25 protein-coding genes are annotated in these 25544 nt (G+C 59.4%); 10 read left to right on the forward strand and 15 right to left on the reverse strand.

All coding sequences use genetic code 11. The features are described 5' to 3' along the window. The first annotated feature begins 137 nt into the window (after positions 1 to 137). Positions 138 to 1277, forward strand: coding sequence for a hypothetical protein (locus tag ACR0EN_RS12450; RefSeq protein WP_480587000.1), 1140 nt, complete (start codon positions 138 to 140; stop codon positions 1275 to 1277). A gap of 172 nt (positions 1278 to 1449) precedes the next feature. Here ACR0EN_RS12450 and ACR0EN_RS12455 read toward each other — a convergent pair whose 3' ends face one another. Further along, entirely contained in the window at positions 1450 to 1902 is a 453-nt protein-coding gene (locus ACR0EN_RS12455; RefSeq protein WP_170818049.1) for a low molecular weight protein-tyrosine-phosphatase, read from the reverse strand. A gap of 27 nt (positions 1903 to 1929) precedes the next feature. On the opposite strand from ACR0EN_RS12455, the gene ACR0EN_RS12460 reads away from it, so the two are divergent. Then, complete coding sequence (locus ACR0EN_RS12460) at positions 1930 to 2628, forward strand: NAD-dependent deacylase (protein ID WP_170511485.1); 699 nt, start codon at positions 1930 to 1932, stop codon at positions 2626 to 2628. 61 nt (positions 2629 to 2689) lie between these two features. Next, entirely contained in the window at positions 2690 to 3298 is a 609-nt protein-coding gene (locus ACR0EN_RS12465) for an HdeD family acid-resistance protein (RefSeq protein ID WP_480587004.1), read from the forward strand. A 68-nt stretch (positions 3299 to 3366) separates the two neighbouring features. On the opposite strand, the gene ACR0EN_RS12470 is transcribed toward ACR0EN_RS12465, so the two are convergent. From ACR0EN_RS12470 to meaB, 5 genes are all read right to left on the reverse strand, one after another. Beyond that, positions 3367 to 3831: a copper chaperone PCu(A)C gene (locus ACR0EN_RS12470; RefSeq protein ID WP_480570811.1), complete on the reverse strand. Its 465-nt coding sequence runs from the start codon at positions 3829 to 3831 to the stop codon at positions 3367 to 3369. A 45-nt stretch (positions 3832 to 3876) separates the two neighbouring features. Beyond that, positions 3877 to 4227 (reverse strand): glycosyltransferase family protein, encoded by a 351-nt coding sequence (locus ACR0EN_RS12475; protein WP_170424215.1) that lies wholly within the window; start codon positions 4225 to 4227, stop codon positions 3877 to 3879. A 405-nt stretch (positions 4228 to 4632) separates the two neighbouring features. Next, on the reverse strand, positions 4633 to 4920 hold the full coding sequence (gene rpmB, locus ACR0EN_RS12480; protein WP_008756960.1) for a 50S ribosomal protein L28: 288 nt from the start codon (positions 4918 to 4920) through the stop codon (positions 4633 to 4635). Positions 4921 to 5039: 119 nt separating this feature from the next. Further along, on the reverse strand, positions 5040 to 6233 hold the full coding sequence (locus ACR0EN_RS12485; RefSeq protein WP_480561184.1) for a Hint domain-containing protein: 1194 nt from the start codon (positions 6231 to 6233) through the stop codon (positions 5040 to 5042). A gap of 170 nt (positions 6234 to 6403) precedes the next feature. After that, the gene (gene meaB / locus ACR0EN_RS12490) at positions 6404 to 7381 is read right to left on the reverse strand and encodes a methylmalonyl Co-A mutase-associated GTPase MeaB (protein ID WP_170663846.1); all 978 of its coding nucleotides are present in this window, start codon (positions 7379 to 7381) and stop codon (positions 6404 to 6406) included. A gap of 120 nt (positions 7382 to 7501) precedes the next feature. Here meaB and hrpB point away from each other — a divergent pair, with 120 nt between their 5' ends. From hrpB to ACR0EN_RS12505, 3 genes are all read left to right on the forward strand, one after another. Continuing rightward, the gene (hrpB, locus tag ACR0EN_RS12495) at positions 7502 to 9940 is read left to right on the forward strand and encodes an ATP-dependent helicase HrpB (protein ID WP_480587007.1); all 2439 of its coding nucleotides are present in this window, start codon (positions 7502 to 7504) and stop codon (positions 9938 to 9940) included. Between the two features lie 194 nt (positions 9941 to 10134). Beyond that, the gene (locus tag ACR0EN_RS12500; protein ID WP_170404203.1) at positions 10135 to 10593 is read left to right on the forward strand and encodes an NUDIX hydrolase; all 459 of its coding nucleotides are present in this window, start codon (positions 10135 to 10137) and stop codon (positions 10591 to 10593) included. Positions 10594 to 10682: 89 nt separating this feature from the next. Then, on the forward strand, positions 10683 to 12161 hold the full coding sequence (locus ACR0EN_RS12505) for an inorganic phosphate transporter (protein WP_170397220.1): 1479 nt from the start codon (positions 10683 to 10685) through the stop codon (positions 12159 to 12161). 61 nt (positions 12162 to 12222) lie between these two features. Here ACR0EN_RS12505 and ACR0EN_RS12510 read toward each other — a convergent pair whose 3' ends face one another. Both ACR0EN_RS12510 and ACR0EN_RS12515 read right to left on the reverse strand, forming a co-directional pair. Then, a complete protein-coding gene (locus ACR0EN_RS12510; protein WP_480587010.1) occupies positions 12223 to 13197 on the reverse strand; it encodes a 2-dehydropantoate 2-reductase in 975 nt (324 codons plus the stop codon). Between the two features lie 65 nt (positions 13198 to 13262). Further along, the gene (locus ACR0EN_RS12515) at positions 13263 to 14228 is read right to left on the reverse strand and encodes a pirin family protein (protein ID WP_170424227.1); all 966 of its coding nucleotides are present in this window, start codon (positions 14226 to 14228) and stop codon (positions 13263 to 13265) included. Positions 14229 to 14484: 256 nt separating this feature from the next. Between ACR0EN_RS12515 and ACR0EN_RS12520 the strand changes: the two genes are divergently transcribed. Together ACR0EN_RS12520 and ACR0EN_RS12525 are read left to right on the forward strand one after the other, a co-directional pair. Then, the gene (locus ACR0EN_RS12520; protein WP_170397223.1) at positions 14485 to 14973 is read left to right on the forward strand and encodes a peptidase associated/transthyretin-like domain-containing protein; all 489 of its coding nucleotides are present in this window, start codon (positions 14485 to 14487) and stop codon (positions 14971 to 14973) included. Between the two features lie 6 nt (positions 14974 to 14979). Beyond that, positions 14980 to 15576 carry a ferric reductase-like transmembrane domain-containing protein gene (locus ACR0EN_RS12525; RefSeq protein ID WP_480587014.1) on the forward strand — a complete coding sequence of 199 codons (597 nt, stop codon included), beginning with the start codon at positions 14980 to 14982 and terminating at the stop codon, positions 15574 to 15576. 27 nt (positions 15577 to 15603) lie between these two features. Here ACR0EN_RS12525 and ACR0EN_RS12530 read toward each other — a convergent pair whose 3' ends face one another. From ACR0EN_RS12530 to ACR0EN_RS12540, 3 genes are read right to left on the reverse strand one after another with little or no spacing between them, the layout of a single operon-like run. Beyond that, positions 15604 to 15948: a tautomerase family protein gene (locus tag ACR0EN_RS12530; RefSeq protein ID WP_170511329.1), complete on the reverse strand. Its 345-nt coding sequence runs from the start codon at positions 15946 to 15948 to the stop codon at positions 15604 to 15606. Positions 15949 to 16004: 56 nt separating this feature from the next. After that, a complete protein-coding gene (gene argF / locus ACR0EN_RS12535; RefSeq protein ID WP_170404219.1) occupies positions 16005 to 16931 on the reverse strand; it encodes an ornithine carbamoyltransferase in 927 nt (308 codons plus the stop codon). Positions 16932 to 16958: 27 nt separating this feature from the next. Continuing rightward, positions 16959 to 18146 (reverse strand): aspartate aminotransferase family protein, encoded by a 1188-nt coding sequence (locus ACR0EN_RS12540; protein ID WP_170424237.1) that lies wholly within the window; start codon positions 18144 to 18146, stop codon positions 16959 to 16961. A 294-nt stretch (positions 18147 to 18440) separates the two neighbouring features. Between ACR0EN_RS12540 and ACR0EN_RS12545 the strand changes: the two genes are divergently transcribed. Beyond that, on the forward strand, positions 18441 to 19331 hold the full coding sequence (locus ACR0EN_RS12545) for a DMT family transporter (RefSeq protein WP_170424239.1): 891 nt from the start codon (positions 18441 to 18443) through the stop codon (positions 19329 to 19331). Here the strand turns inward: ACR0EN_RS12545 and ACR0EN_RS12550 are convergent. Beyond that, a complete protein-coding gene (locus ACR0EN_RS12550) occupies positions 19313 to 20116 on the reverse strand; it encodes an ABC transporter permease (RefSeq protein WP_170397238.1) in 804 nt (267 codons plus the stop codon). The two genes, ACR0EN_RS12545 and ACR0EN_RS12550, sit on opposite strands and share 19 nt — an antisense overlap. Positions 20117 to 20242: 126 nt before the next feature. Here ACR0EN_RS12550 and ACR0EN_RS12555 point away from each other — a divergent pair, with 126 nt between their 5' ends. After that, entirely contained in the window at positions 20243 to 20812 is a 570-nt protein-coding gene (locus tag ACR0EN_RS12555; RefSeq protein WP_170397240.1) for a GcrA family cell cycle regulator, read from the forward strand. A gap of 53 nt (positions 20813 to 20865) precedes the next feature. Here ACR0EN_RS12555 and ACR0EN_RS12560 read toward each other — a convergent pair whose 3' ends face one another. The 3 genes from ACR0EN_RS12560 to ACR0EN_RS12570 form a co-directional block, all read right to left on the reverse strand. After that, positions 20866 to 21957 (reverse strand): Hint domain-containing protein, encoded by a 1092-nt coding sequence (locus ACR0EN_RS12560; RefSeq protein ID WP_480587017.1) that lies wholly within the window; start codon positions 21955 to 21957, stop codon positions 20866 to 20868. 110 nt (positions 21958 to 22067) lie between these two features. Continuing rightward, positions 22068 to 23144, reverse strand: a complete 1077-nt coding sequence (locus ACR0EN_RS12565; protein ID WP_170397244.1) for a DUF2235 domain-containing protein — start codon at positions 23142 to 23144, stop codon at positions 22068 to 22070. Then, positions 23122 to 25413: a xanthine dehydrogenase family protein molybdopterin-binding subunit gene (locus ACR0EN_RS12570; RefSeq protein WP_480587020.1), complete on the reverse strand. Its 2292-nt coding sequence runs from the start codon at positions 25411 to 25413 to the stop codon at positions 23122 to 23124. The genes ACR0EN_RS12565 and ACR0EN_RS12570 overlap by 23 nt, the downstream gene beginning before the upstream one ends. Positions 25414 to 25544: the final 131 nt, after the last annotated feature.

Raw genomic sequence — 25544 nt, forward strand, 5'->3', positions numbered from 1 at the left:
GCAGTTTTGTAATCTGGATGACTTTATTATTAATACTCTGCTTGGTCGTCGGACTTGCATCCACACCTTTCATTATTAAGCGAAAACGCTCCAGAGCCGAGGCGAGGTGCAGTGCCCTTCGGAGAAGCATGGGTCTCATGAATTCTGAAAGAAGACCTTCACTGCCTGCTGAAGATCGGTCAGGAATGTTAGAGTTCTTGGCTTATTCAATGAGCAACCCCGCGCTGTGGGCTTCTCTTGATGATGACATCGCACGCATAAGCGCCCAAGTGGACCGGGATAAGTACAATATCGAACAAATAGTTGCCGTGCATTTGACATCAAATTTCTTCGCCTGGCGTGGCCTGAAAAACGACGAGAGTATAATCAACGATCTCTCGACGCTCGGCAATCTGATTAGATGTATGCTCTACACTATTAAGCCAGAGAAATGGAGCTCAGCGCCTACCAAGACGAATAAGCTATCTCCATTGTCCGATGACGAAATTCGCTCGCTTTATCAACTTAAGATGTTTGGGAGTCATTTTGGCAACGAGAAAAGTAGCCTTGAAAGATCTAAATGGCTCAAAGGAATTGCGATAGCTCAAGCCTTTGGCAATTTGGGGGCTGTTCTTGAACAACGAGAAGCATCCATCCGGGATAGAGCAAGCGCGTCTTCGGATTGGCTTCAACGGGTTGGAGGGAGCGATTCCGCAATGCACCTTCTAAAGGATGGATGGCTGCCGTTCCTCAAATCACTGGAACACCCTGATATCCGGCTCTGGAATGAGATCGTTACCGATTTCGAAGAATTTGAAGGTGATCGCTTAGAGGCCGCTTTCTGGATTTTGGAACAACCCGAATGTGACCGGTTAACTGCATGGCACTTTATTGTTGGCACGATCTCTTGGGAAGTTCTGGACTGGGATCTGAAGATGCAAAAGGAGCGAAGAGAAACAACGCTCCAAGATGCGTTCGAAGCGGTATTAAAAAGATGGAATACCGGCTTTTATCGATACCACTCGCTGTCTTATCCACAGAAAGAGGAGGATGAAGGTCATCACGGTTTTGATGGCAGCACCATTTTTGACCTGCTTACTGCCTTAGAGCACAGGTTGGATCTTCCTCCATTTACACGCCCGAGCCAATTAGACCAGGATTTAGGCAACCCGACCGACGATCTTTCAAGGTCGGTTTCGGTTGGGCTTAGGTATTGTCATCAAGAAGGGCTATGTCTTCAGCGCGGTTGTGACTGGCATGTACCCGCCTGGCATCCAGCATCCGCGGTTGAGAATTAGATTTTGGAACCACTAGAGCAGGGCGTATTCGCGCAATGATGCAGCCCACAGCCGAATTGAGGCTGCGTATTTTGAACCTAATTGTGAACATATGCGACTGTGCGAATTCAAGGTGCTAAATCTCGTGATCGTCGCTGATCCTTAATCGCTTTCTCAAACAGGACGAAACTGGTTATTGAAACGAAGTGCGAAGACGCGCATCCAGCCCCGCCACGGCCTCTTCGATCAGGTCCAGAACGCCGTCGAAATCCCCGGTGTAGTACGGGTCAGGCACATGGTCGGCAGCGGTATGGGGGGCGAAATCGGTCAACAGGCGGACCGGGGTGTCGTTGCCGTCCGGGCGCAAATCTTCGATGTTCGCGATGTTTTCTGCGTCCATTCCGATGATCAGGTCGAAGTGGTTGAAATCCTCGGCCACGAACTGGCGCGCGCGTAGGTCGCTGAGGTCGATATCACGCGCGCGGGCGGCCTTTTGCATTGGGCCGTAGGGCGGGTCTCCGATATGCCAGCCCGAGGTTCCGGCGCTGTCGGTCTGGTGATGCGGGGCGCGGGCGCGAAAAGCGCCCTCGGCGGCGGGGGACCGGCAGATATTGCCCAGGCAGACGAAAAGGATACGGTGTGACATAAGAGAGGTTTAGCGCGTGGGGCAGGTATGGAAAAGATCGTCATTCTGACCGGGGCCGGGATTTCCGCCGAAAGCGGGTTGGGCACGTTCCGCGATGAAGGGGGCCTGTGGGCGCAGCACCGGATCGAGGATGTGGCCACGCCCGAGGGCTTTGCCCGCAATCCGTCGCTGGTGCATCAGTTTTACAATGCCCGCCGAGTACAGGCCGCCAAGGCGCAACCCAACGCGGCGCATCAGGCGCTGGCCCGGTTGCAGCAGGGCTGGCCTGGAGAGGTGATCCTTGTCACCCAGAATGTCGACAGCCTGCACGAGGCAGGAGGGGCCGCGCATGTGATCCATATGCATGGCACCTTGGCTGGGGCTTTGTGTGAGGCGTGCGGATATCGTTGGGCTTCGCCACCCGAAATGGATGTGGGTGAGCCCTGCCCGTCCTGTCACCAGCCCTCGGCCCGGCCCGACGTGGTATGGTTCGGCGAGATGCCATATTTCATGGATGAGATCTACGACCATCTGATGGAAGCATCGCTGTTCGCCTCGATCGGCACCTCGGGGCAGGTTTATCCGGCGGCAGGGTTTGTACAAGAGGCGCGGGCCGTGGGCGCGCGGACGATCGAATTGAACCTTGAGCCATCAGCCGGAATATTTGATGAAACCCGGCTGGGGCCAGCCTCGAAGGCAGTACCGCGCTGGGTCGATGAGCTGTTGGCGCGAGGCAGCACGCGATAGGGGCAGACAGCGGCGCGTCTTCCCGTCTATGGTGCAGAAAACGCAAACCCGAGTGAGTGACATGACCGATCTACCGCCCAAAGACGGAGAAATCCTTGACGACAGCAGTATCGACGCGCGCGATACGTTAAGTACCAATCTGGCCAGCCTGTGGTGGACCTTTCTGCTGCGTGGAATTCTCGCAGGTCTGATCGGGATTGCAGCGCTGTTCTGGCCGACCAGCAGCATCTCATTATTGCTGCGATTGGTAGGGGCGCTGCTGATTCTGGATGGCGCGCTGACCTGGCTGGGTTTTGGGCGGCGCGGGCTGATCGGAGGCTTCGGGATCGGTGCCGCGCTGATCGGTTTGGTGTTGCTGATCTGGCCACAGGGCGTGGCCTGGCTGGCCTTCACCCTCATGGGGGCGATGGCGCTGTTCGTTGCGATCGGCTCGTTCATGGCGCTGCCGCAAATGCATCCACAAGACCCCGAGCGCGCAACGGTGCGTAATTCAGGTATCTTCGCACTCATCGTCGGGCTGGTGCTGATCTTCTGGCCCGGCAGCGGCATGGTGGCGTTGGGCTGGGCAATTGCCTTCTTCGCGCTGACCTCGGCGGTGGTGATGTTCTTTCTGGCGGCACGGTTCAAAAAAGCGGGCGATCGATTGGGGATGAAAACCGTCAACAGATGACGCAACAGGCCGGGCATTGCCCGGCCTGACGTATGGATGATGGCTGTACCACAGCCTGAAGACAGGCGTTAGTTCGAATGGCCGCCTTTGTCCTGGCGCTCAAGATCGACCGGGATCTCGACCGCGACCTCTCCAGCATTTTCGAAGATCAGAGTGACGGGAACGGTTCCGCCCTGTTCGAAAGGCGCGGTCAGGCCCATGAACATGACGTGATCACCGCCGCGTTTCAGCATGTGGGTTTCGCCCGCCGGAATGGCGAAGCCTTCCTTCACATGCACCATCTTAGCGACACCGTTTTCGTCAACCTTATGAGTGTGCAGTTCCACTCGGGCAGCCGCATCCGAGGTCACGCCGATCAGGCGGTCATCGGTATCGCTTTGATTCTGGATCATCATGAAGGCGGCACCCGCCTTCGCGGTTTTGCCCGAAGACCGTGCATAAGGGTCTTCGACCGAGATGGTATCGGCAGCCAGCGCCGCACCGGTCAGCGAAAAGGTAGTCAGGACTGCAAGCAGGCTGGATTTGAGGGTCATTGTGCCTCTCCTTGGTAACTGTCTGATAGAGTTTGGAAACTGGAATCAGGCAGAAACCGGCGGGGCACGAGCTGGGTGTCGCGGCAACGGCGCGGCAATCAGATGCTGGGAAAGGAGCGACGGCGCGGGCAGCGCGCGCGACGGGGCCGGAGGTACGGCAACCGAGGCTTCATGTATCGCGCCCAGCAGGTTGAGCGCATAGTCAGGGCAGTATTGCGGTGCGCGGGTCGGTTGGCCGTCTTCGTCCATATAGACGACGACCGGCCCGCTGCCGGTGCACAAAACCATCTGCCCGACCGCGCGCTCCATACCCCGCGACACGGCCAGTCCCTGCCCGGTGAGGATCACCATCAGGGACAGCGCATAAGGCAGAAATGTGCGGAAAAAGCCTGTCATGTCAGCTTGGTATATACGCCGCCCGCTGAACCGGCTTCAAGCGCAAAGCAGTGGCTGAGACAGTATGGCCTAGCTCAGCTTTTCGGCGGCCTGAACGCCTCGGCATTCATCCCCGTATGCAGTCGGTTTACCCGGCGCTGCATCCGGGTGCAGCGGATCACGGCTTTTGCAATTGATCTTGGCAGTAAAAACAGAAAATTCTTTGCTTTGAGTGACATGGTAACCCCCTCAACATGAATATGCATAAACATATGCGATATTCAGCAGGCGTTCTGTGAACAACGTCACGAAGCGGGGCGTTTTATTACCATTTCAGAGACAATCATTCGCACAGGGGCAGCGAATGCAAAAAAGAAAAGCCCCACACCGCAGGGTGCAGGGCTGAATTCTTGCGTGAGAAAGCGCTTAGGCCGAGGCTTGTGCCTTGGCGATTTCTTTCTTCACTTTCAGGGCGTTCGCCGACAGCTCGTCATCCTTGGCTTTGGCCAGGAACGCGTCCAGACCTCCGCGGTGGTCGACCGAGCGCAGGGCAGCTGCCGAGATGCGCAGCTTGACGCCACGACCCAGAGTTTCCGACTGCAGGGTAACGTCGTTCAGGTTGGGCAGAAAACGGCGACGAGTTCTGTTTTTGGCGTGGCTGACATTGTTGCCAGTCATCGGGCCTTTTCCGGTCAGTTCGCAACGGCGCGACATGGTTTCTTCCTTTGTTTCTGGAGGCCGGGTACAAGACCCGCGGCCAAATCACAAGGGGCGCAACCCGAAGTCGCGCCCGAAAACTGGTTGGATGCGTTTAGTGGGAATCGCGCGAAGGGTCAAGACGGCTGCGGCGAAATCTTTGCACCCGAGTTGAATTCATTTGAGGTCAAGATCGGGGACATCCGCAACAGCGGCTTGTTATTCTTCAAATGCCGCGTGATCAACTGCGCTTGCAGCCGCCCGCCGGGGATCATGCGGGCCGGGTCGGCGCGGTAGTCAAGGTCTGTCAGTTCGGGAAAAATCTCGAATATCTCGCGACGCGACGCGGCGCTCAGCATTTTCAGCGCTTCGGGGCCGGTATAGAGGCTTTCGGTTGGCGCGTCCTCGGCAAAGATCACCTGATGGCGGTCGAACAGCAGGTGGTAATACTCGACGCTTTCCACGCTTTCATCAACGTAGATATCCGGCATTGCGGTGAGTTTGATGGCCGGAATCAGAACCTCGGTCGTGCCGAACATGCGTTGGGCGATCTTTGAGTGCACCAGCATCCGATGCTGGCGCGAGACCAGCAGATCGCGATGCGGCAGCCCCTCGCCCAATGCCCCTGCAAGGATACGCACAGGCCAGAGTCTGGGGTTGGCTTCAAGCTGGAAGCGATCAAATTCACGCCGCCCGATCCAACGGATCGGGTGCAGGCCCTGCCCCAGCGTGGGGATCAGGTCACCGGTGCACAGCGACTGGATGGGGGTCTGGCCCTGCTGCGTCGTGATCAATGTATCGCGCGTGAAACAGGGCATACCCGACCCGTTCTCGAACGCTGAATACGTGACGGTGATGCCTGAAGGCAGGGTAAATGTGCCGCTAGAGACTGAATAACCAACCCCGTCTTCGACCGTAATCACCCCGAAAGTATCGTCCGTGATAACAGTGCCCTCAGGGAGGTTCAGCGTGTCGGTTCCGCTGCCGCCGCGAATGTCACCCGACACCGTGGTGCTGGTGAAATTCAGCGTGTCATTACCGGCACCAAGCCGGATATCGCCGACGGTTGACCCCCTGATATCAACCGTATCCGCATCGGACCCGCTAGCGATGCGCCCGCCAACCGTGCTGTTGGTGACAATGATCGTGTCGGTGCCTGCATTGCCCAGGACATTGTTGGCAATGGTGCTATTGGTGATGGTGATATCGTCATCGCCGCCACGGCCACGGATACCGGTCACCGGAGGCGTCGCCGGGTTTCCGTTCAGAGTACCGTTGTCATTTGTGACATCGATATCGTCGTCGCCGTTGGTACCATTGATATTGGGCATTCTGACGTGTCCCGTTCCTCGGAGAATCCGGGCACGATCCGAGCTGACCAAGCCCTTTCTCAACCCGGTTCAAACGCAGTGACTTACACTCAAACACAACAATATATGTAGCTTTAATACACGATTAGCGGTCAGCGCACCAGCCGCGCACGCATCATACCGCCAGAGTGTTACGCGTCGGACAGCCCGGAGAGGATTTGTTCGGCCGCCGCCGATGGGCTGAGGTGGCCCGCACTGACCTGAGCGCCAAGATCGCTCATCCGACTGCGCATCTGCGGCGTTTCGAGACGCGCAAGCAATGCGTGGCGTACCTCTTGCTCGAACCAGTATTGTGCCTGTGTGGCGCGGTTCAATACCCAATGCCCGGCTTCGCGCCGCCAAGTGGTCAGGGCCTGCATTTCGTCCCAGGCCTGTTCCAGCCCATGCTCTTCAACCGCTGAAACCGTCATGGCCTTGGGAAACCCTTCGGGGTCCTGTGGGCGCTTGCGCAACAGACGCAGCGCGCCCGCGTAATCGGCGCAGGTGCGGGTGGCAGTCGCTTTCAGGTCGCCATCGGCCTTGTTGATCAGGATCATGTCGGCCATCTCCATGATGCCGCGCTTGACGCCCTGCAACTCATCTCCGCCCGCCGGGGCCAGCAGCAGCAGGAACAGGTCAGACATCTCGGCCACAACGGTTTCCGATTGGCCCACACCCACGGTTTCAATCAGCACGACGTCAAAACCAGCCGCCTCACAAAGTGCAATCGCTTCGCGTGTGCGGCGCGCCACGCCACCAAGATGGCTCTGGCTGGGGGACGGGCGGATAAAGGCGTTTTTCTCGCGGCTCAGCCTTTCCATGCGGGTCTTGTCGCCCAGGATCGAGCCCCCCGAACGGGCCGAGCTGGGGTCAACTGCAAGAACCGCAACGCGCAGCCCCAGCCCCGTCAGCATCATGCCGAAGCTTTCGATAAAGGTCGATTTGCCCACACCCGGCGTGCCCGACAGGCCGATCCGCAACGCCTGGCGTCCGGCGCCGCTCAATTGATCCAGCAGCGCGGTTGCCTGCGCCCGATGATCTTCACGCCCGCTTTCGACCAGTGTGATCGCACGGGCCAATGCCCTGCGCTCTCCGTTCAAGATCCTGTCGCCAAGCTCGGCAATGTTCATCGGTAAGTCCCCGGCTGGAATTTGCCCTAGATGAGGGGGGATGACCCGGTTTGTCCAGCCCCAACCGAAGCCGAGTTTGGCGACGCTGGACCTTGGCCGAGGCTTTGGCGATAAGGCGATATGACCCGGTTGCCCATTGATGACGCCATTCCCGATCTTCTGAACGCTTTGCGAACGCATGGGCGCGCGGTGCTGCAGGCGCCGCCGGGTGCGGGCAAGACAACCCGCGTGCCGCTTGAGATGCTGCAGGCCGGTCTGTGCGAGGGCCGGATCGTCATGCTGGAACCCCGGCGGCTGGCCGCCCGCGCCGCCGCCGAACGCATGGCCGAGACGCTGGGTGAACCCGTGGGCCAGACCGTGGGCTATCGTGTCCGTGGAGACGTGAAAGTTTCAAAGGCGACGCACATCGAGGTTGTGACCGAAGGTATCCTGACACGGATGCTGCAATCCGAACCTGACCTGCCCGGCGTAGGTGCTGTGATATTCGATGAATTCCACGAACGGTCCCTGAACGCCGATCTTGGGCTTGCACTGTGCCTTGAGGTGACTGGAGCGTTGCGCGATGACCTGATCTTGCTGGCGATGTCCGCGACGCTGGATGCTGAACCGGTGGGCCAGCTGATGAACGCGCCTCTGGTGACATCCGAAGGGCGCAGCTATCCGGTCGAGACCCGCTGGTTGGACCGGCCTTTGGGGCCGCAGGCGCGACGACTGGATGCGCTGATCGATCTGGTGGTGCGAGCCGAACGGGAAACCAAAGGGGGCATGCTGGTGTTCCTGCCCGGTGAAGGTGAAATTCGGCGGGCCGAGGCGGCTTTGGCCAGCCGTCTACCCGACACCTGTTCAGTGCGGCCTTTGTTCGGAGCACTGCCCTTTGCCGCCCAGCGCGCGGCGATTGCGCCGGTTAAGCAAGGTCGCAAGGTGGTTCTGGCGACGTCGATTGCCGAAACCTCGCTGACTATTCCCGATATCCGCGTGGTGGTCGATATGGGGCAAGCCCGGCAGGCGCGGTTCGATCCCGGATCAGGCATGTCGCGGCTGGTGACCGAGCGGGTGACGCGGGCCGAAGCGACGCAGCGCGCAGGCCGTGCGGGGCGTGTGGCCGAAGGTGTCTGCTATCGGTTGTGGTCCAAGGGCGAAGAAGGTGCACTAGCCGCCTACCCGCCTGCCGAAATCGAGGCTGCCGATCTGACCGGGCTGGCGTTAGAATTGTCGCTCTGGGGCGCAGAACCGGGTGATCTTGCGTTTCTGACCGCGCCGCCCGAAGGCACGCTGGCCGAGGCGCGCGCGTTGCTGGCGATGCTGGGTGCCCTGGATGGCAAAGGTAGGATCACCGAACATGGGCAGGCGCTGGCGGCGCTGGCGCTGCATCCTCGGCTGGGGCACATGCTGCTGCACGCGGGATCTGAGGCCGCGACACTGGCGGCGCTGATGGCGGAACGCGATCCGCTGCGGGGCGCGCCGGTCGATCTGTCTTTGAGGCTTGAGGTGCTGCGGGACGTGCGCGCGTTTCAGCGCAATCGGGTCTGGCAGGTCAACATGGGCGCGCTGGATCGGATCAAGGGCGAAGCAAAGCGGTTGCGCGCGCAATCTAAGGATGCGGGCGGTCTGAGCCCGGCAGCGATGGCGGCGCTGGCCTATCCCGATCGCATCGGACAGCGACGCAAGGGAGATGTCCCGCGTTATGTCCTGTCGGGTGGCAAAGGCGTCGTGCTGGAAGCCGGTGATACGCTGGTGGGTGCACCTTATCTTGTGGTGACGGATACGGATGGGAACCCGCGTGAAGCGCGCGTGCGCATGGCAGCGCAGATTTCCGAGGGGGAAATTCGCGATCTATTCGGCGATCAGATCGCGTGGGTCAACAGCTGCGACTGGTCGAAACGCGAACGCCGTGTCGTGGCGCGCAGGCAAGAGCGGTTCGGAGCAATCACGCTGGACGACCGCATCTGGAAAGATGTCCCCGAGGACGCGTTGGCGCGGGCGATGTTGGACGGGGTGCGCGATCTGGGTGTGCGGCTGAACGGGGCCGCAGCGCGATTGGCCGCTCGGGTCGAGTTGATCCGCGCGGAAGGCGCTGATCTGCCGGACTTCTCGGAAACCGGGCTGATGGAAACGCTGGAAGACTGGCTGCTGCCGATGCTCTCGGGCGTGCGCAATGCCGATGACTGGAAGCGGTTCGACCTGCTGCCCGCGCTGCGCGCCCGGCTGGACTGGGACCAGATGCAGGAACTGGATCGGCGGGCGCCGGGCTCGTTTGTGACTCCGTTGGGCCGCAAGCTGCCAATTGACTATGGCGGTGCTGTGCCCGAAATCTCGGTTAGGCTGCAAGAGGTATTCGGCGTTACGCAACATCCGGTAGTTGGGGGCGAGCCTTTGAAGATCACGCTGCTGTCACCGGCCCAGCGACCGATCCAGATCACCCGTGATCTGCCCGGATTCTGGGCCGGGTCTTATGCGGATGTGCGCAAGGACATGCGGGCGCAGTACCCAAAACATCCCTGGCCCGAAGATCCAACTCAGGCGGATCCGACGCTGCGCGCGAAGCGGCGCAAAGGCTAAGCTGATCAGGTGGGCGTTGATAAGCCTCATTGGCGGAAACGGCGGAAAGCGCACAAATCGCTGCAAAAATACACGAAACACTGAAAGTTCAGGCCATATTTTGCGGTTATCCGAGAGCGGTATTGTTAACTCAGCAATACATGATTATGTAACTTCTTCGAATTACAAAAAGAATACGCCCGAGCAGGCCTGACATGACGACATGGATACGCAACATCTGGGAAGAGGTCGCGCGACCGCTGATCCAGCGCCCAAGCCGGGTGCAGGTTGCTGCGTTGTGTACCCGCAAGGCAGGTCCCGGTGACGACGTTTTGTTAATCACCAGTCGGGGCACCGGACGCTGGATTATCCCCAAAGGCTGGCCCATTGATGGGCTCAACGGGCCGGAAACCGCATTGCGAGAAGCCTGGGAAGAGGCTGGAGTGCGCGCGACTGAGGTGCAGAAAGATCCCGTTGGTCATTACTCTTACGACAAAAGGTTGGATGACGGCACGGCGTTGCCGGTGATCACCAGCGTTTATCGGATCGAGGTGACCGATCTGGCGGATGTATTCCCCGAGTCCGATCAGCGTAAGCGCTGCTGGGTGTCCCCGAAGGTGGCCGCCGAACGCGTGCAAGAGCCGGAATTGCGCGACTTGCTACTGCAATTGTAACAATATTGTAAAAAACTGATGACAAAGGTTGCCGCGCCCATTGGAACCGTTTAGCGGCGGGCATCATTCAAAACAGCCGTTGTGAACCGATGTCAGACCACCCCACCAAAGCCCGTTGGCACGCACTGGACCGTGACCTACAGCGTATCTCGCGCGTTGAGCACGCCAATGCCCAAGTATCGCGTCCTCTGTTGGCCCCCGGAATTGCACTGGCCTTTATCGCGCTGGCGGGTTTGGCTGCAGCGCTTCTGTTCGGACGGGCCGATGGCGGCGTGATCGTTGTCGCAGCTGCTGCATTCGGCGCTTACATGGCGATCAATATCGGTGCCAACGACGTGGCCAACAATATGGGCCCGGCAGTTGGGGCCAATGCTCTGACCATGGGCGGAGCCATCCTGATTGCCGCCATCGCAGAAAGCGCAGGCGCATTGCTGGCAGGGGGGGATGTGGTTTCGACCATCTCTAAGGGCATCATCGATCCGATGTCGGTGCAGAACAGCAATGTGTTCATCTGGGCAATGATGGCGGCCCTGATATCGTCGGCACTGTGGGTCAATCTGGCTACCTGGGTCGGGGCACCGGTTTCGACCACGCATTCGGTGGTTGGCGGCGTGATGGGTGCCGGCATTGCTGCGGCGGGCCTAAGTGCGGTGAGCTGGGGCACGATGAGCGCGATTGCCGCCAGTTGGGTGATCTCACCCGTTTTGGGCGGGATGATTGCAGCCGCCTTTCTGGCATTGATCAAACACAAGATCCAGTATCAGGACGACAAGATCGCGGCAGCGCGGCGCTGGGTGCCCATTCTGGTTGCCGTGATGGCAGGGGCGTTTGCCACCTACTTGTCGGTCAAAGGCCTGAAGCGGATCGTCAAAATTGATCTTCAATTTGCCCTTTTGATCGGTCTGACCTTTGGCGGCCTGGTCTGGGCTGCGACGGTACCGTGGGTCAAGCGCAAGTCTGAAGGGTTGGAGAACCGGACCCGGTCGTTGAAGACATTGTTTGGTCTGCCTCTGGTGATTTCGGCCACATTTCTGAGCTTTGCGCATGGGGCCAATGATGTGGCCAATGCGGTGGGTCCACTGGCGGCGATCGTGCATGCGGCCGAGTTCGGAGATTTTGCCACGAAAGTCTCGATCCCGACATGGGTCATGGTGATCGGCGCGTTTGGCATCTCGTTCGGCCTATTCCTGTTCGGTCCCAAGCTGATCCGTATGGTCGGCAGCCAGATCACCAAGCTGAACCCGATGCGGGCGTTCTGTGTCGCGCTATCGGCGGCGATCACGGTCATCGTCGCCAGTTGGCTGGGTCTGCCGGTCAGTTCGACTCATATCGCGGTTGGGGCCGTCTTTGGTGTTGGCTTCTATCGGGAGTGGCATGCAGAACGGCGGTGGAAATACTCGAACCGCCAGCGACCGGCAGAGCTGCGACTGGCGCGCGAGGAACGGCGGCGGCGCAAGCTGGTGCGGCGGTCGCATTTCATGACCATCGTGGCGGCCTGGGTGATCACGGTACCGGCAGCGGCAGTGATGTCGGCGCTAATTTTCTGGGTTTTGACTGCGTTCGCTTGATCGGAATTTGCGAGGCTCTGCCTCGCGCTCCGAGGTATTTTAGGCCAGATGAAGAGACGGATCAGGTTATGATCTGGTCGACTGTGAGCGGCGTGTCCGGTGATTGATGGATGAGTTGAGAGACTCGGCTATTGATCGGGGTTGGGATCGCGTACTGTTGGCCGAGTTTGATGATTTCGCCCTGTAGACTGTCGATTTCGGTCGGGCGACCCGCCGTCAGATCATAAGCCATCGAGGTGCGCGCATTGGGGTCGATGGTCAGCATTTTTGCCGCAATTCGTGTAAAAATTGGCGTTGGCAGACGTAGAATGTGCGGTGTCATCCATGCGGGTAGTGGCGTTGTGGAGGTGGCCTCGATCTCGGCGACTTTCAAAACACGCTGCGCCTCGGCCATTTGATCAGCCATCAGGCGACGCCAGTTTCGGTCGAGCAGTTGGTTTTGCAAGGTCTGGCCGGACAATGCGTTCAATGCATTGTTGAGGTTGATCACCAGCTTACCCCATTGCACTGCCTCGATCTGGTCGCTTTCGCTGACGGGTAGATCTGGGGCGCTAAGGCGTTCAGCCAGAGACCGGGAGCCACGCTCGATGACGATCTCGCCCGATGTGGCGCGGTGATAGGTTGCCGGGCCCGTCGGCACCACGTTGAAGGGCACCATTCCAGCCCGAACGTCGCGTCCGGGAAGAGCGGTGCGCAGGGTGCGGGCGTTCTCGAGCCCATTCTGCCAAGACAGAACCGGGGCCGTTTCCGTGGCGTATGCGGCGATCAGCGCTGCCATCTCGGCGGTCGCGCCGGTTTTTACCGTGACGATGACCAACTCGGCATCCCCAAGACAGGCAGGGTCTTCGCTGAGCGTGAGTTGTGCGGCGGCGACGTGACGATGCAGGTTCGAGAAATCTGTCACCGTCAGCCCCTGTCCCCGGATGGCGTTCAGCACCCGCGCGCGACCCAGCAGTGTCACGCTGTGTCCCGCTGCGGCCAGCAATGCGCCGCAAAAGCAGCCAATGCTGCCTGCACCGGCGATGACAATATTCATGGCTTACCTCCGCTGTGCCTCCAAGGATCGCCGGGATCGTTCAACGGAGCCAGCGTGACGTGAGGTCAGACGCGGGCGCGTCTGGGGCGGGTGCGTTCGAGGTCTTCCGAGATCGGAATGAACTCCTGATCATCACCGGGCGGCAGGTGGAAGGCGCCGTTCGCCCAGTCGGCAGTTTTCCATTCGCGTGTGGCGGTTTCGATTTTCTCCTTCGAAGAGGAGACGAAGTTCCACCAGATGTAGCGATCTTCGTTCAAGGTCGCGCCGCCCAGCAGCAACAGCCGCGCACCCAGTGGTCCGGCCTTCACGGACAGGTGATCGCCGGGGCGGAAGACCATCATGCGACCCGCCTCGAAGCTGTCGCCTGCGATCTCGACCGAGCCTGTGGTGACATAGACACCGCGATCCTCGTGATTGTCGGGCAGTGGGAAGGAGGCACCCGGTTCGAGCTGGACGTCGAGATAAAAGGTCTCGGACAGCATGGTGACCGGGCTGGTTTCGCCATAGGCGGAACCAAGGATCAGGCGGGCGCTGACGCCTGCATCCTGAATATGGGGCAACGCGCCCTGTTTGTGGTGTTCGAAATCGGGGGCCATATCTTCGTGAGTTTCGGGCAGGGCGATCCAAGTCTGGATGCCAAACAGGCTGTGTTTCTTGCCGCGTGTTTGGTCACTGGTACGTTCGGAATGGGTCACGCCACGCCCAGCGACCATCCAGTTGACCTCGCCGGGATAGATCATCTGATGCGTGCCGAGACTGTCGCGGTGTTCAAACTCGCCCTGATATAAATAGGTCACGGTACCAAGTCCGATATGGGGATGCGGCCGTACGTCAATACCGCCTTCGGTGATGAATTCGGCCGGACCCATTTGGTCGAAGAAGATGAAGGGGCCGACCAGTTGCCGTTTGACCGAGGGTAGCGCGCGGCGCACCTCGAACCCGCCCAGATCACGGGCACGGGGGATGATCAGGCTGTCCAGCGCCGGGTTCTCGGACCGGCAGTCGGGGGTATGGGTCGGATTCCAGCTCATTCTCGCTCTCCCTTAGGTCAGGATCTGGCTTGGGCTTCAATATGTTTGATAATGTGGAATATAGTATGATTTATTATCTGGCATAGCGCATGAGTGCACATATACAGTGCACGATGGGCGGAAACGGCGGCAACGCTCACGTGACGGTGATGAAATGACCCGATCTTCAGACCAGCTTAACTCGGCTTTCGCAACAAACGTGCTAGATTGAGTGTCAGGCCAGACAACATGCCCGTTATCGAAAGGAGCCCTCTCGATGTCGCACGTTCTTCTTACCCGCCGCAGCGCGTTGGTTACGGCGGGCTGTTTTGCAGCGCTAGGCACGGCCGGGCTGACCACGCCCGCGCGGGCGCAGGGCGTTGCACCGACCCCGTCCATGCGGGGCGGATCGAACAACTATCGCCCCGGCGCCCCTATTGTGCAGCGCATCGGCGGCGGAGGTTTCTGGATGACCGGCACCGTGCGCCGCGCAGGCGACGGTGCCCCCTTGCCCGGCCAACGTATCCAGATCTGGGCGCATACGACCGAGGGGCACGAGCGCGACCAGCGCAGCCATGGGGCGACGCTGACGGATGCGAACGGTGAATTTCGGCTTGAGATGCCACAAATCGTGCCCGCCTTTGGCCAACCGCACGGGCATCTCGCCTATGACAGCGGCGAATTCGAAACGGTTTTCCTACGCCCGGTGATGTCGAGCGCGAAGGATAAAACGCTTGCCGCGCATTTCGTCTTGCAGCCTGCCTGATACGTGTTGAGGCGCATACTGATCTGGGCAGCGTTGATTGTCGCCCTTCTGGTGCCGGTTATCGCGGCAGCATTCAGCCCTTATCTGGCGTGGCGCGAGCCGATCTACATCCTAGCCGGGTTTGCGGGCATCGTCGGGATGTGCCTTCTGCTGATGCAACCCTTGCTGGCCGGACGCTGGTTGCCTGGGCTTTCACCTGTGCGCAGCCGCTTATGGCACAGGCGGTGCGGTCTGGCCCTTGTCGCAGCGATCGTAATCCATGTGGGCGGTTTGTGGATCACGAGCCCGCCGGATGTCGTGGACGCGCTTCTATTCGTATCAGCCACACCCTTTTCCGTCTGGGGTGTGATCGCGATGTGGACGGGTTTTGCTGCAGCAACGATGGGCGTTCTGCGCCTACGCCTGAACCTGCGATTTCGGCTCTGGCGTCTGGGGCACACAGGACTGGCGCTGGTGACCATACTGGGCAGTGTCGTACACGCCCTGCTGATTGAGGGCACAATGGAGAGCATGACCAAGATCGCATTGTGTGTGCTGGTAGTTCTGGCGTGCGTCGCTACGCTCGCCAGACTACGGGTCTGGGATGTGACCCGACGCGTTTAGTCCTCCCATACGCATACCGGGGCCGCGTCAGGCTGATAGGCGTTTGGCATAGGTCGCGCGATCTATTTCAACATCCCGCACGGTGATGCTGCCGACCGTGGGCGCAGACGCAGCCAGAACATTCAGAATGATCGCGTTCAACTCGGCGCGCGTTGCCTCATCACGGCCCTGCAGCAACAAGAGCGTGGCATGAATGAAGGTCTGCGGTTCGGTCCCGATGCGGAAATACGGAAACGAGGTGGCACGGATTTTGAGTGTTGGGGCATCGAATTCTTCATGCGCGGCGAGCACGGAATAGAGCTGCTCACAGATGGCTTGAAAATCATGAGTTTTTTCGAGCCCGGCGGAGAATTCCAGAGTGATGTGTGGCATTGGTTGCTCCGAGATTTAAGAGAGCCATCTATGGCTCTCCCAGATTGCTGTCGGCCTCAGACGCCCAGACACCAGCGCATCACGGCTTTTTGCGCATGCAGGCGGTTTTCGGCCTCGTCAAAGATCACCGAGTTCGGGCCGTCCATGACCTCGGATGTGGCCTCTTCTTCGCGGTGCGCGGGCAGGCAGTGCATGAACAACGCGTCTGGCTTGGCATGCGACATCAGCTCGGCGTTGACCTGATAGGGGCGCAGCATGTTGTGGCGGCGCTCCTTCGCGGATTGGGAATCGTGCATCGAGACCCAGGTGTCGGCGACTACAAGGTCGGCCCCTTCAACAGCTTTGTGCGGGTCCCGTTCGATCACGATTTTCGAGCCCTTCTGGCGTGCAAGCCCCATGAATTCTTCTTCTGGGTCCAGCTGCGCCGGGCCGGTGAATGTCAGGTCGAAACCGAATTGACCGGCGGCATGCAGAAATGAAGCGCAGACATTGTTGCCGTCGCCGGTCCAAACGACCTTTTTTCCTGCGATGGGGCCGCGATGCTCTTCATAGGTCAGCACATCGGCCATGATCTGGCAGGGATGTGTACGATCGGTCAGACCATTGATGACGGGAACGTCCGAGTATTCGGACATCTCGGTCAGGATGGTTTCATCAAAGGTTCGGATCATGATCATGTCGACATAGCGCGACAGGACCCGGGCGGTGTCGGCGATGGTCTCGCCATGGCCCAGCTGCATGTCCTTGCCGGACAGTACCATAGTCTGCCCGCCCATTTGGCGCACGCCAACATCGAAGGACACGCGGGTCCGCGTTGATGGCTTTTCAAAGATCAGCGCAACCATGCGGCCTGCCAGAGGCTGCTCATCGTCGGGGGCGGCTTTGGGACGCCCAAGGCGCGCCTGTTTCATCGCGCTGGCCTGATCGATCATGTTCCGCAGATCACCTGCGTCAGTTTTGTGGATATCAAGGAAGTGGTTCATTTTAATTCACTTTTTAATCAGGCGAGTTCAGGCCGAAGCCATTGCGTTTTCGACTTGTGCCGCAGTTTTCTCGAGGCGGATCAGGGCTTGTGCGATGTCATCCTCGGTGAGGGTCAGCGGCGGCAGCAGGCGGATCACGTTATCTGCGGCGGGAACCGTTATGACCTCGTTGTCATAGCCAGCGTTGACCACGTCGATATTGGCGGGTTTGCATTTCAGGCCAAGCATCAAACCTGAGCCGCGCACCTCCTCGAATACTTCGGGGTGGTCCGCGATCAGGCCTTCGAGCTTCTGACGCAGCAGGCCTGCCTTGCGATTCACACCTTCGAGGAAGGCCGGAGTAGCGACCTGATCAATCACCGCGCAGCCGACGGCACAGCCCAAGGGGTTGCCGCCATAGGTCGAGCCGTGGGTGCCTGCCGTCATGCCGCTGGCGGCCTCTTCGGTGGCCAGAACCGCACCCAGAGGAAAACCGCCGCCGATGCCTTTGGCGACCATCATGATATCCGGCGTGATGCCGGCCCATTCATGGGCAAAGAGTTTGCCGGTCCGCCCAACGCCGCATTGGACTTCATCGAGGATCAGCAAAAGGCCGTTATCATCGCAAATCTGGCGCAGGGCTTTCAGCTCTGCATCCGGAACGGGGCGGATGCCGCCTTCGCCCTGAACCGGTTCGATCAGGATGGCCGCCGTGTTGTCGGTGATGGCGTTGGTGACACCGTCGAGGTCTCCGAATGTCAGATGCACAAAGCCGGGAAGCAGCGGGCCGAAACCTTTGGTCATTTTCTCGGACCCGGCGGCGGCGATACCCGCCGATGACCGGCCATGGAATGAGCCGTCGAAGGTGATGATCTCGACCTTCTCGGGCTGACCTTTGTCATAAAAATACTTGCGGGCCATTTTGACGGCCAATTCGCAGGATTCGGTGCCCGAATTGGTGAAGAACACCGTATCGGCAAAGGTGTGTTCCACCAGCTTGTCCGCCAGTGCCTGCTGTTGCGGGATGTTATAGAGGTTTGAAACATGCCACAGCGCATGCGCCTGTTCCGTCAGGGCCGCCACCAGCGCCGGATGCGCATGACCCAGCGCGTTTACCGCTATGCCCGCGCCCAGATCCAGAAAACGTCGGCCATCCGCCTCGGTCAGCCAGGCGCCTTCGCCCTTCACGAATGTCAGGGGCGCGCGGTTATAGGTCGGCAGAACGGACGGGATCATCGGATCATCCTTTTCGAATAGCTTGAGCCCTGTGAGTGATACACTGGGGCCATGGTCGTCAACTGATTTGGTGGGGTTTGCGCGGATTTGGACAGCGCAAATGGATCAAACGGGCCGATTATGCGGTCAGGCTTTGGCGTCGGAGGCGCAGGATATGTGCGGTATTGATCATGTGAGGCCGTATAGCGGGGTGCACCGGGTCTGAAAACCCCGTTTTTGCGATCGGGGCAAAAATCATTCTGAGACCGGGATTTACCGCTTGTCATTTACCCGACGCTGGCGCACGGCTGAACCATGACACCGATACGTCAGAATCCTGCCCTTGCGGCCCTGCTGATCCTTGCGGCCAGCGCCCTTCTCGCAGGGACCACATTGCTGGCGAAAGCACTGGGGACGGATGTGCTTGGCCCTGCCCTGCATCCGATGCAGATCAGCCATGGACGGTTTCTGTTTGCCTTTCTGGTAATCGTGACAGCCGTCGGCATCATGCGCCCCCGCCTGAGCCGCCCGCATTGGGGTCTGCATATAGGACGGACAAGCTTCGGCTGGCTGGGGATCACGCTGATGTTTGCATCCGTTGCTTTCATACCGATTGCGGATGCGACGGCTATCTCGTTCCTGAACCCGGTCTTTGCCATGATGTTGGCGATCCCGCTGCTGAAAGAAGGTGTCGGCCCGTGGCGCTGGTTGGCCGCCATCGTGGCCTTGATCGGTGCTTTGGTACTGTTGCGTCCGACGCCCGCTAGCTTTCAACCCGCTGCATTACTGGCCCTGACCGCAGCAGTGATAATTGGGATGGAACTGATCTTTATCAAAAAGCTCTCGGGCCGAGAAATACCAATCCAGATTCTGCTGATCAACAATGCGATGGGTCTGACCATTGCGACAGTCGCGGTAAGTTTCGTTTTCCAGATGCCGACGCCTCAGCAATGGGCGGCGCTGGCCTCGATTGGTGTGCTAATGGCCTGTGCGCAGGCTTGTTTCGTCAACGGAATGGCGCGGGCGGATGCCTCTTTTGTGGCACCGATCAGCTACGCCACCCTGATCTTCGCTGCCGTCTACGATTTCGCGGTATTCAAGGTGATACCGGATGGGATCAGCCTGATCGGCTCGGCCATCATCCTGACCGGAGGTCTGATTCTGGTCTGGCGCGAGGCGATACACCGTCAGGCCTTGAGCCGGTAGCCGGTGCGCAACATCTGCCAGGTCAATCCTCCAACCAACAATGTCGCGCTGGCGCAGATCGCCATGCCCAACCAAGGAGAGCTGTCGGACACGCCGATCATCCCATAGCGCAACCCGTCGATCAGATAGAAGACCGGGTTCGCATGGCTTAGCCGATTGAGCACTGGCGGTAGCGCCTGCACAGAATAGAAAGTGCCGGACAAGAAAGCCAAAGGCGTGACGATGAAATTGGTGATCGCCGCCATCTGGTCGAACTTGTTGGCAAAAATCCCGGCAAAAAGCCCAAGCGCACCCATGAACGCGCCGCCCAGAACCACGAATATCAGTGCGATCAGCGGGTTCTGCGGCACGATGCCCAGAACCAACGCCAGAGCGATTGCAACAACAAGGGCGATCAGGATACCGCGGGCGATGCCTCCGGCCAGATAACCCAACAGGATTTCCAGCGGCGATAGCGGCGGCATCAGCGTATCGACGATATTGCCCTGAACCTTGGCGATCACCATCGATGACGATGTATTGGCAAAGGCGTTCTGAATCACGGTCATCATCATGATGCCCGGTGCCAGAAAGGTCAGAAACGGCACCCCCATCACATCCGGTCGGCTGGGACCAATGGCAATGTTGAAGATCAGCAGGAACAGGCCTGCCGTCACCAGCGGTGCCAGCAGGGTCTGCGTCCACACGGCCAGAAAGCGCAGGGTTTCGCGCTGCGCCAGTGTATAGAGGCCCATCCAATTCACCGCGCCAAAGCGGCGTGCGTCGTGATCCATGAGATTATGCATGCTCTGCCCCATACCTGATTCGAAGACCGCTTGTAACTCGGGCCGCAGTGTTTAGAATAGGGCGCTGAGATGATTTCCCAAGGCGGCCCGAATCCGGGGCCGCTTTCCGCTTTTGAAAGGCAAATGATGTCCTGGACTGACGAGCGTGTAGAGCTGCTGAAAAAGATGTGGGGCGAGGGCCAGTCGGCCAGCCAGATCGCCAAGGAACTGGGCGGCGTGACCCGCAATGCGGTGATCGGCAAGGTGCACCGTCTGGGTCTGTCGAATCGCGCCACCGGTGCAAGCCCGGCAAAGGCCGAGCCTAAGGAAAAACCGGCCCCCGCGCCCAAGGCCGAGGCCAAACCGAAACCGACACCCAAGACTGAACCGGCCCGTCCGGTGCCAGCCCCCGAGGCCAAACCGGTCACCCCGGCCCGTCGCCAGATCATACCCGCCGGCCAGCCGCTGCCTCCGCAACCGTCGGCCAATGAGATCAGCCCCGAGGCTTTGGCCAAGGTCAACGAGATTGAAAAGAAGGCCAAGAAGCTGTCTTTGATGGAGCTGACCGAAAAGACCTGCAAATGGCCTGTCGGCGACCCCGCGACCGAGGATTTCTGGTTCTGCGGCCTGCCCGTCGAGGCAGGCAAACCCTATTGCGAGGCACATGTGGGCGTGGCGTTCCAGCCGATGAGCTCGCGCAGAGATCGTCGGCGGTAATTCTTAGACATGACAGCGGGTGTTGGCCTTGGTTGGCCAACGCCCTATCAACATTAGTCTGCAGAACGGGTGCTTTCCGTATAGTCGGATAGCAATGATCGGGCGTGTTGAGCGTGGCGCGACACCAGCTGTTTCTGACGCGCGTTATCCGGCACCAGATAACTGGTATCCGAGAGGCCCCCGGTCGAAATGCCCGAAAACAATACAGTAAGTTCCTCGACCATTGCAGGAGGGAGTGAATTCAACGCTTCCTGTCCTATCAGCAAGCTTTCGGTCGGGGCACCCTCGGCGACAATCACTTCGTGCGTCGCCAGGACCAGATGGAAATACGTGACGCTGTCTACGGTTTCATCGACATAAATCCCCGGCAGATCGGTCAGCCTTATCGCGGCGACCAGAACCTCAGAACGACCGAACATGCGTTTCACAATCGCCGAGGACACCAGCATGCGATGCTGACGCGAGACAAGCAGATCACGTCGGGGCAGGCCTTGTCCAAGTGCGCCCGCGCAAATTCGCACTGGATAAAGTTTCGGATTGCGGCGCAACTCGCGCGCAGTGAGTGAACGGCGCAAGATCTGCAGCAAAGGCTGGTTGCCACCCCGCGCCAGCAAAAGCAGCTGGCCAGGCTTCAGATCTTCTACCGGCACCGGACCCAAATCAGTGGATACGAGTGTGCCCGCAGTCAGACAGGGGATGCTGCCCGGGGTGGGATCGGTATTGACTGTATATGTACCGCCATTGTCGGTCGAAATCAGGGAATCGCCAGCGCCGGCCTGCCCGATGACTGTCGATTGCATACCGTTGGCCGGGCCAGTGTTCGCAGTGATCGGGCCGGGACTTGGAGGATCGCTGAAAGAATTAAACTGATAAACCGTTGTCCCTTCGGAAAGCGAGATACCATTGGTTTTACCCAATCCGTTAAATGTCCCGGAACTTGTCGTGTCGATGACATAGATATCGCGACCGGCAACCGTTGTCGGCGTGATACCGGCCAGAGTATTGGTGGTTCGGATCGAGCCATTGCTCAAATAGATCGTCACGACCAACCCCGAGACATCCGTACCAGCGTCAACCGCGACCTCGATAAAATCCAGGGTCGGGCCACCTAAGTATTTGAGCTCAGAAAAGTATGGATCCGGCATAAATCACATGTCTTTCGATGATGCTAAGACGTCCACCCGGCACTGACGGGACAGAAATGCTGTGGCTGCTGTTGATACATCTTTCGTAGGAAGGCAAGCTGTTGCTTCTGTCACTGCGCCGGATGCGAAGGCAGATTTGGCATCGGCACCCATCGGGGTAGTTCCTCGGGCGAAACCGAGACATGCAGTTTCTCTGACCGGTCACGCCCTACTTTGCGATGCTTGCGCAGCAGGAAAATCTTACCCCAGCCACGCCAGGTGCCCACGGATTGCGCATGCGGATCGGTAGGGAAACGGTCGCGCCAACCTTCGGGCAGGGGCAGGCCGTGCAGCTCGGCCTTGTCCAGCATCCAGATCAGGGAGATGTTGCTGAGGGGGCGGGCCTCTTCGAACCCGTTCAGCTGGCCGCCAACATCGCCGTGGGTGCCGCGGAACCAAACCTGCTCGATATGGCCTTTGAAGTCAGGCGTGCATTTCCACAGCACCGGCTCGAACACTTCGCGGGTCTCGTCCAGCGCCATGGCGTGATAGCCGTGGCGGGTGGCCGGGCCAAGCTGGTGGTTGTGGAAGGCGTGGCGTTCCTCGGCCCAGCGCCAGAGCAGCGGCAGGCGCAGGCCCAGCGCCTTGACCGTGTCCCAGACGCCGACCATCTCGATGGCGACATCCTCGTGACAGAACTCCCGACGAAAGACCGCCGCCGCTTCGCCATTGGCGTTACATTCATAGTGTCGATAGGCCTGTTTGATATTGCGGACAGTGGCGTGTTCGGCCTTGAGCAACCCGATAGCATCGATCACGCCCGCAAGGCTGCGGACCCCGTATGCGCCGCGTGAATAGCCGATGAAAAAGATCTTATCACCGGGTTTGTAACGCGAAGCCAAATAACCATAGGCCCGACGAATCTGACGGTTGATACCCCGCCCCATCATCACGTCCATAGTCGACTTCCAGCTTTCCCACTGCACGCCGGATTCGTAGAAAACCGAAACCTGGCTGCCCATCTCGCAGCACAGGCGCAGGGTCTGGCCCGCGTGGGTTTCCCGCCCTGCTTCCAGCGTCGACATGGTGCCGTCAAGAATGATGACATGGCTGACAGGTTCGCGGTGGCGCGTTTCGGCCGAGTGCTCGGACCGCAGAGGCCGTCCGAGCCATCCCAGTACCTTTCTACTCAGCCGCGACAGAACCATGCGTCAACAATTCCCAAACTTTGTGAGGTGTGAAAGGCATATCCGCCTGCCGCACCCCGTGATCCCAGAGCGCATCCTGTACCGCGTTAGCCACTGCGGCCAGTGCGCCCACGGTGCCTGCCTCGCCACAGCCTTTCATCCCCATCGGGTTGGCGGTTGACGGAACCGGCGCCGAGGTAAACTCTATCATGGGTATCTCAGCAGCGCGGGGCAAGGCGTAGTCCATGAACGAAGCCGTGAGCAGTTGCCCCTCGGCATCATGAACAACATGCTCGGTCAGTGCTTGACCGATACCCTGAACCACGCCGCCATGCACCTGCCCCTCGGCCAGCATCGGGTTGATAAGATTGCCGAAATCATCCACCACCGTGTAGCGGTCGACCCATGTTTCACCAGTGAAAGAATCGATAACGACTTCGGCAACATGTGCGCCGTTTGGATAGCTGCGTGCATCTAGCGTGGCGCGGGCTTCGTGCTGCAACAGATCGGCGCGCCCGTCTGCGCGCGCCATCTCGGCCGCCTCGGTCAGCGTGGGGGTCAGGTTGGACCCGGGTGCGCGGAAGGTTTCATGGTCGAAGGTCACATCGATTTCCTCGATACCCATCTTATCCGCAAGATAGGGCGTGAATGCGGCGATCATCGTATCAACTGTGACCAGTGTCGCGTTGCTTTGGGTCGTTACCGAGCGTGATCCGCCGGTTCCGCCGCCCTGCGCCAGCCTGTCCGTGTCGCCTTGCACAACATTGATCAGGTGTGAAGGAATCCCTGTCTGGTCCGATAGGAACTGGGCATAGACGGTCTCATGCCCTTGCCCATTGGACTGAGTGCCGACATAGAGGTTCACCGTTCCGTCCTCGCAAAACTCGATCTTCGCGCCTTCGGAAGGGTCTCCCAAAATACTTTCGATATAGTAACAAAGCCCCTGCCCCCGGATCAGGCCGTTTTCCGCATCCGCCGCCTTGCGGGCCTCGAAGCCCGTAGTCTGTTCGGCGGCGCGGCTGAGGACCATGTTGAACTCACCCACATCATAGGTTTCGCCGGTTGCGGTCTTATAGGGGAAGGCTTCGGGTCGGATGAAATTCTTGCGCCGCAACTCCCACGGATCAATCCCCAACTCACGCGCAGCACGGTCCATGACGCGTTCCAGCACATAGATCGCCTCGGGTCGCCCGGCACCGCGATAGGCGTCGACCTGCGTGGTGTTGGTGAAGAATCCTTCGACCCGCAAGTAGGTGGTCTGAACATCGTAGACACCCATCAAAACCTTACTGAACAGGCTGGTCTGGATCGCCTGCGCGAAATGGCTGTTATAGGCACCAAGGTTGATCTTGCTGTGAACCCGATAGGCGGTGATCTTGTGATCGGCATCAAAGGCAAGTTCCGCCAGCGACGTCAGGTCACGGCCGTGGTGATCTGACAACATCGCTTCGGACCGGTCCGACATCCAGTGCACGGGCTGGTCCAGTTTCATGGCAGCAACAGCAACGGTGAAATATTCGGGATAAGGCATCGCCTTCATACCAAATCCGCCGCCGACATCTGGCGTAGTAACACGGATCGCCTCGGGGTCCAGTTTCAGCTTTTGTGCCAGTTGCGCTTTCATCCCCCAGACACCCTGCCCGCCATATGAGAAATGCATACGGCCACCCGACCAATCGGCCTGACAGCCACGCGGTTCGATCGAGCTCACGATGACCCGGTTGTCATGCACGTTCAGCGCGACGGTGCGCGCCGCTGCATGAAAGGCGGCATTGGTCGCCTTCTCATCACCCAAGCCCCAGTCAAAGGCGCGGTTGTCGGGGGCTTGTGGATGCAAAGGTTCGCCACCCGCAGCGACATCCATCTTGACCGGCAGGTCTTCGGTTTCCATCCAGATCAATTCGACTGCATCGCGGGCCTGTAACAACGAGTCGGCAATGACGACCGCAACGGGTTCTCCGACGAAACGCACGCGGTCCTTGGCCAGCATGTTCCGCTCGGACGCAGCGCCTTGACTGCCGTCGCGGTTGGCGACTGTAGTCGCGTTCATCACCGTATCGATCCCGGCAGCAGTCAGATCTTCCAGCGTCATGACCAAGCGCACCCCATCCGCTGTACGTGCATCTTCAAGGTCCAGCGACGTGATCGTGGCATGCGCCACCGGGCTGCGAAAGAATGCTGCGAACAGCGCATTCTCGGGCACAGAATCGTCCATGTATTGCCCCTGCCCGGTCAGAAACCGCTGGTCCTCGGTCCGTTTGATGGGCTGGCTTTTGCCGAATTTTTCCATGGGATGATCCTCTGGCTGCCTGAATGCGCGACCCTAGCGTGAAGCAGGACCTTGTCCAGTGGCTGAGAAAATTAACCCCGCACGGTCTGAAAGCGACATTCATGTCTGGAAACAGCGTTGCGCGCCGATCT

This window comes from Ruegeria sp. AB7 (assembly GCF_056542625.1).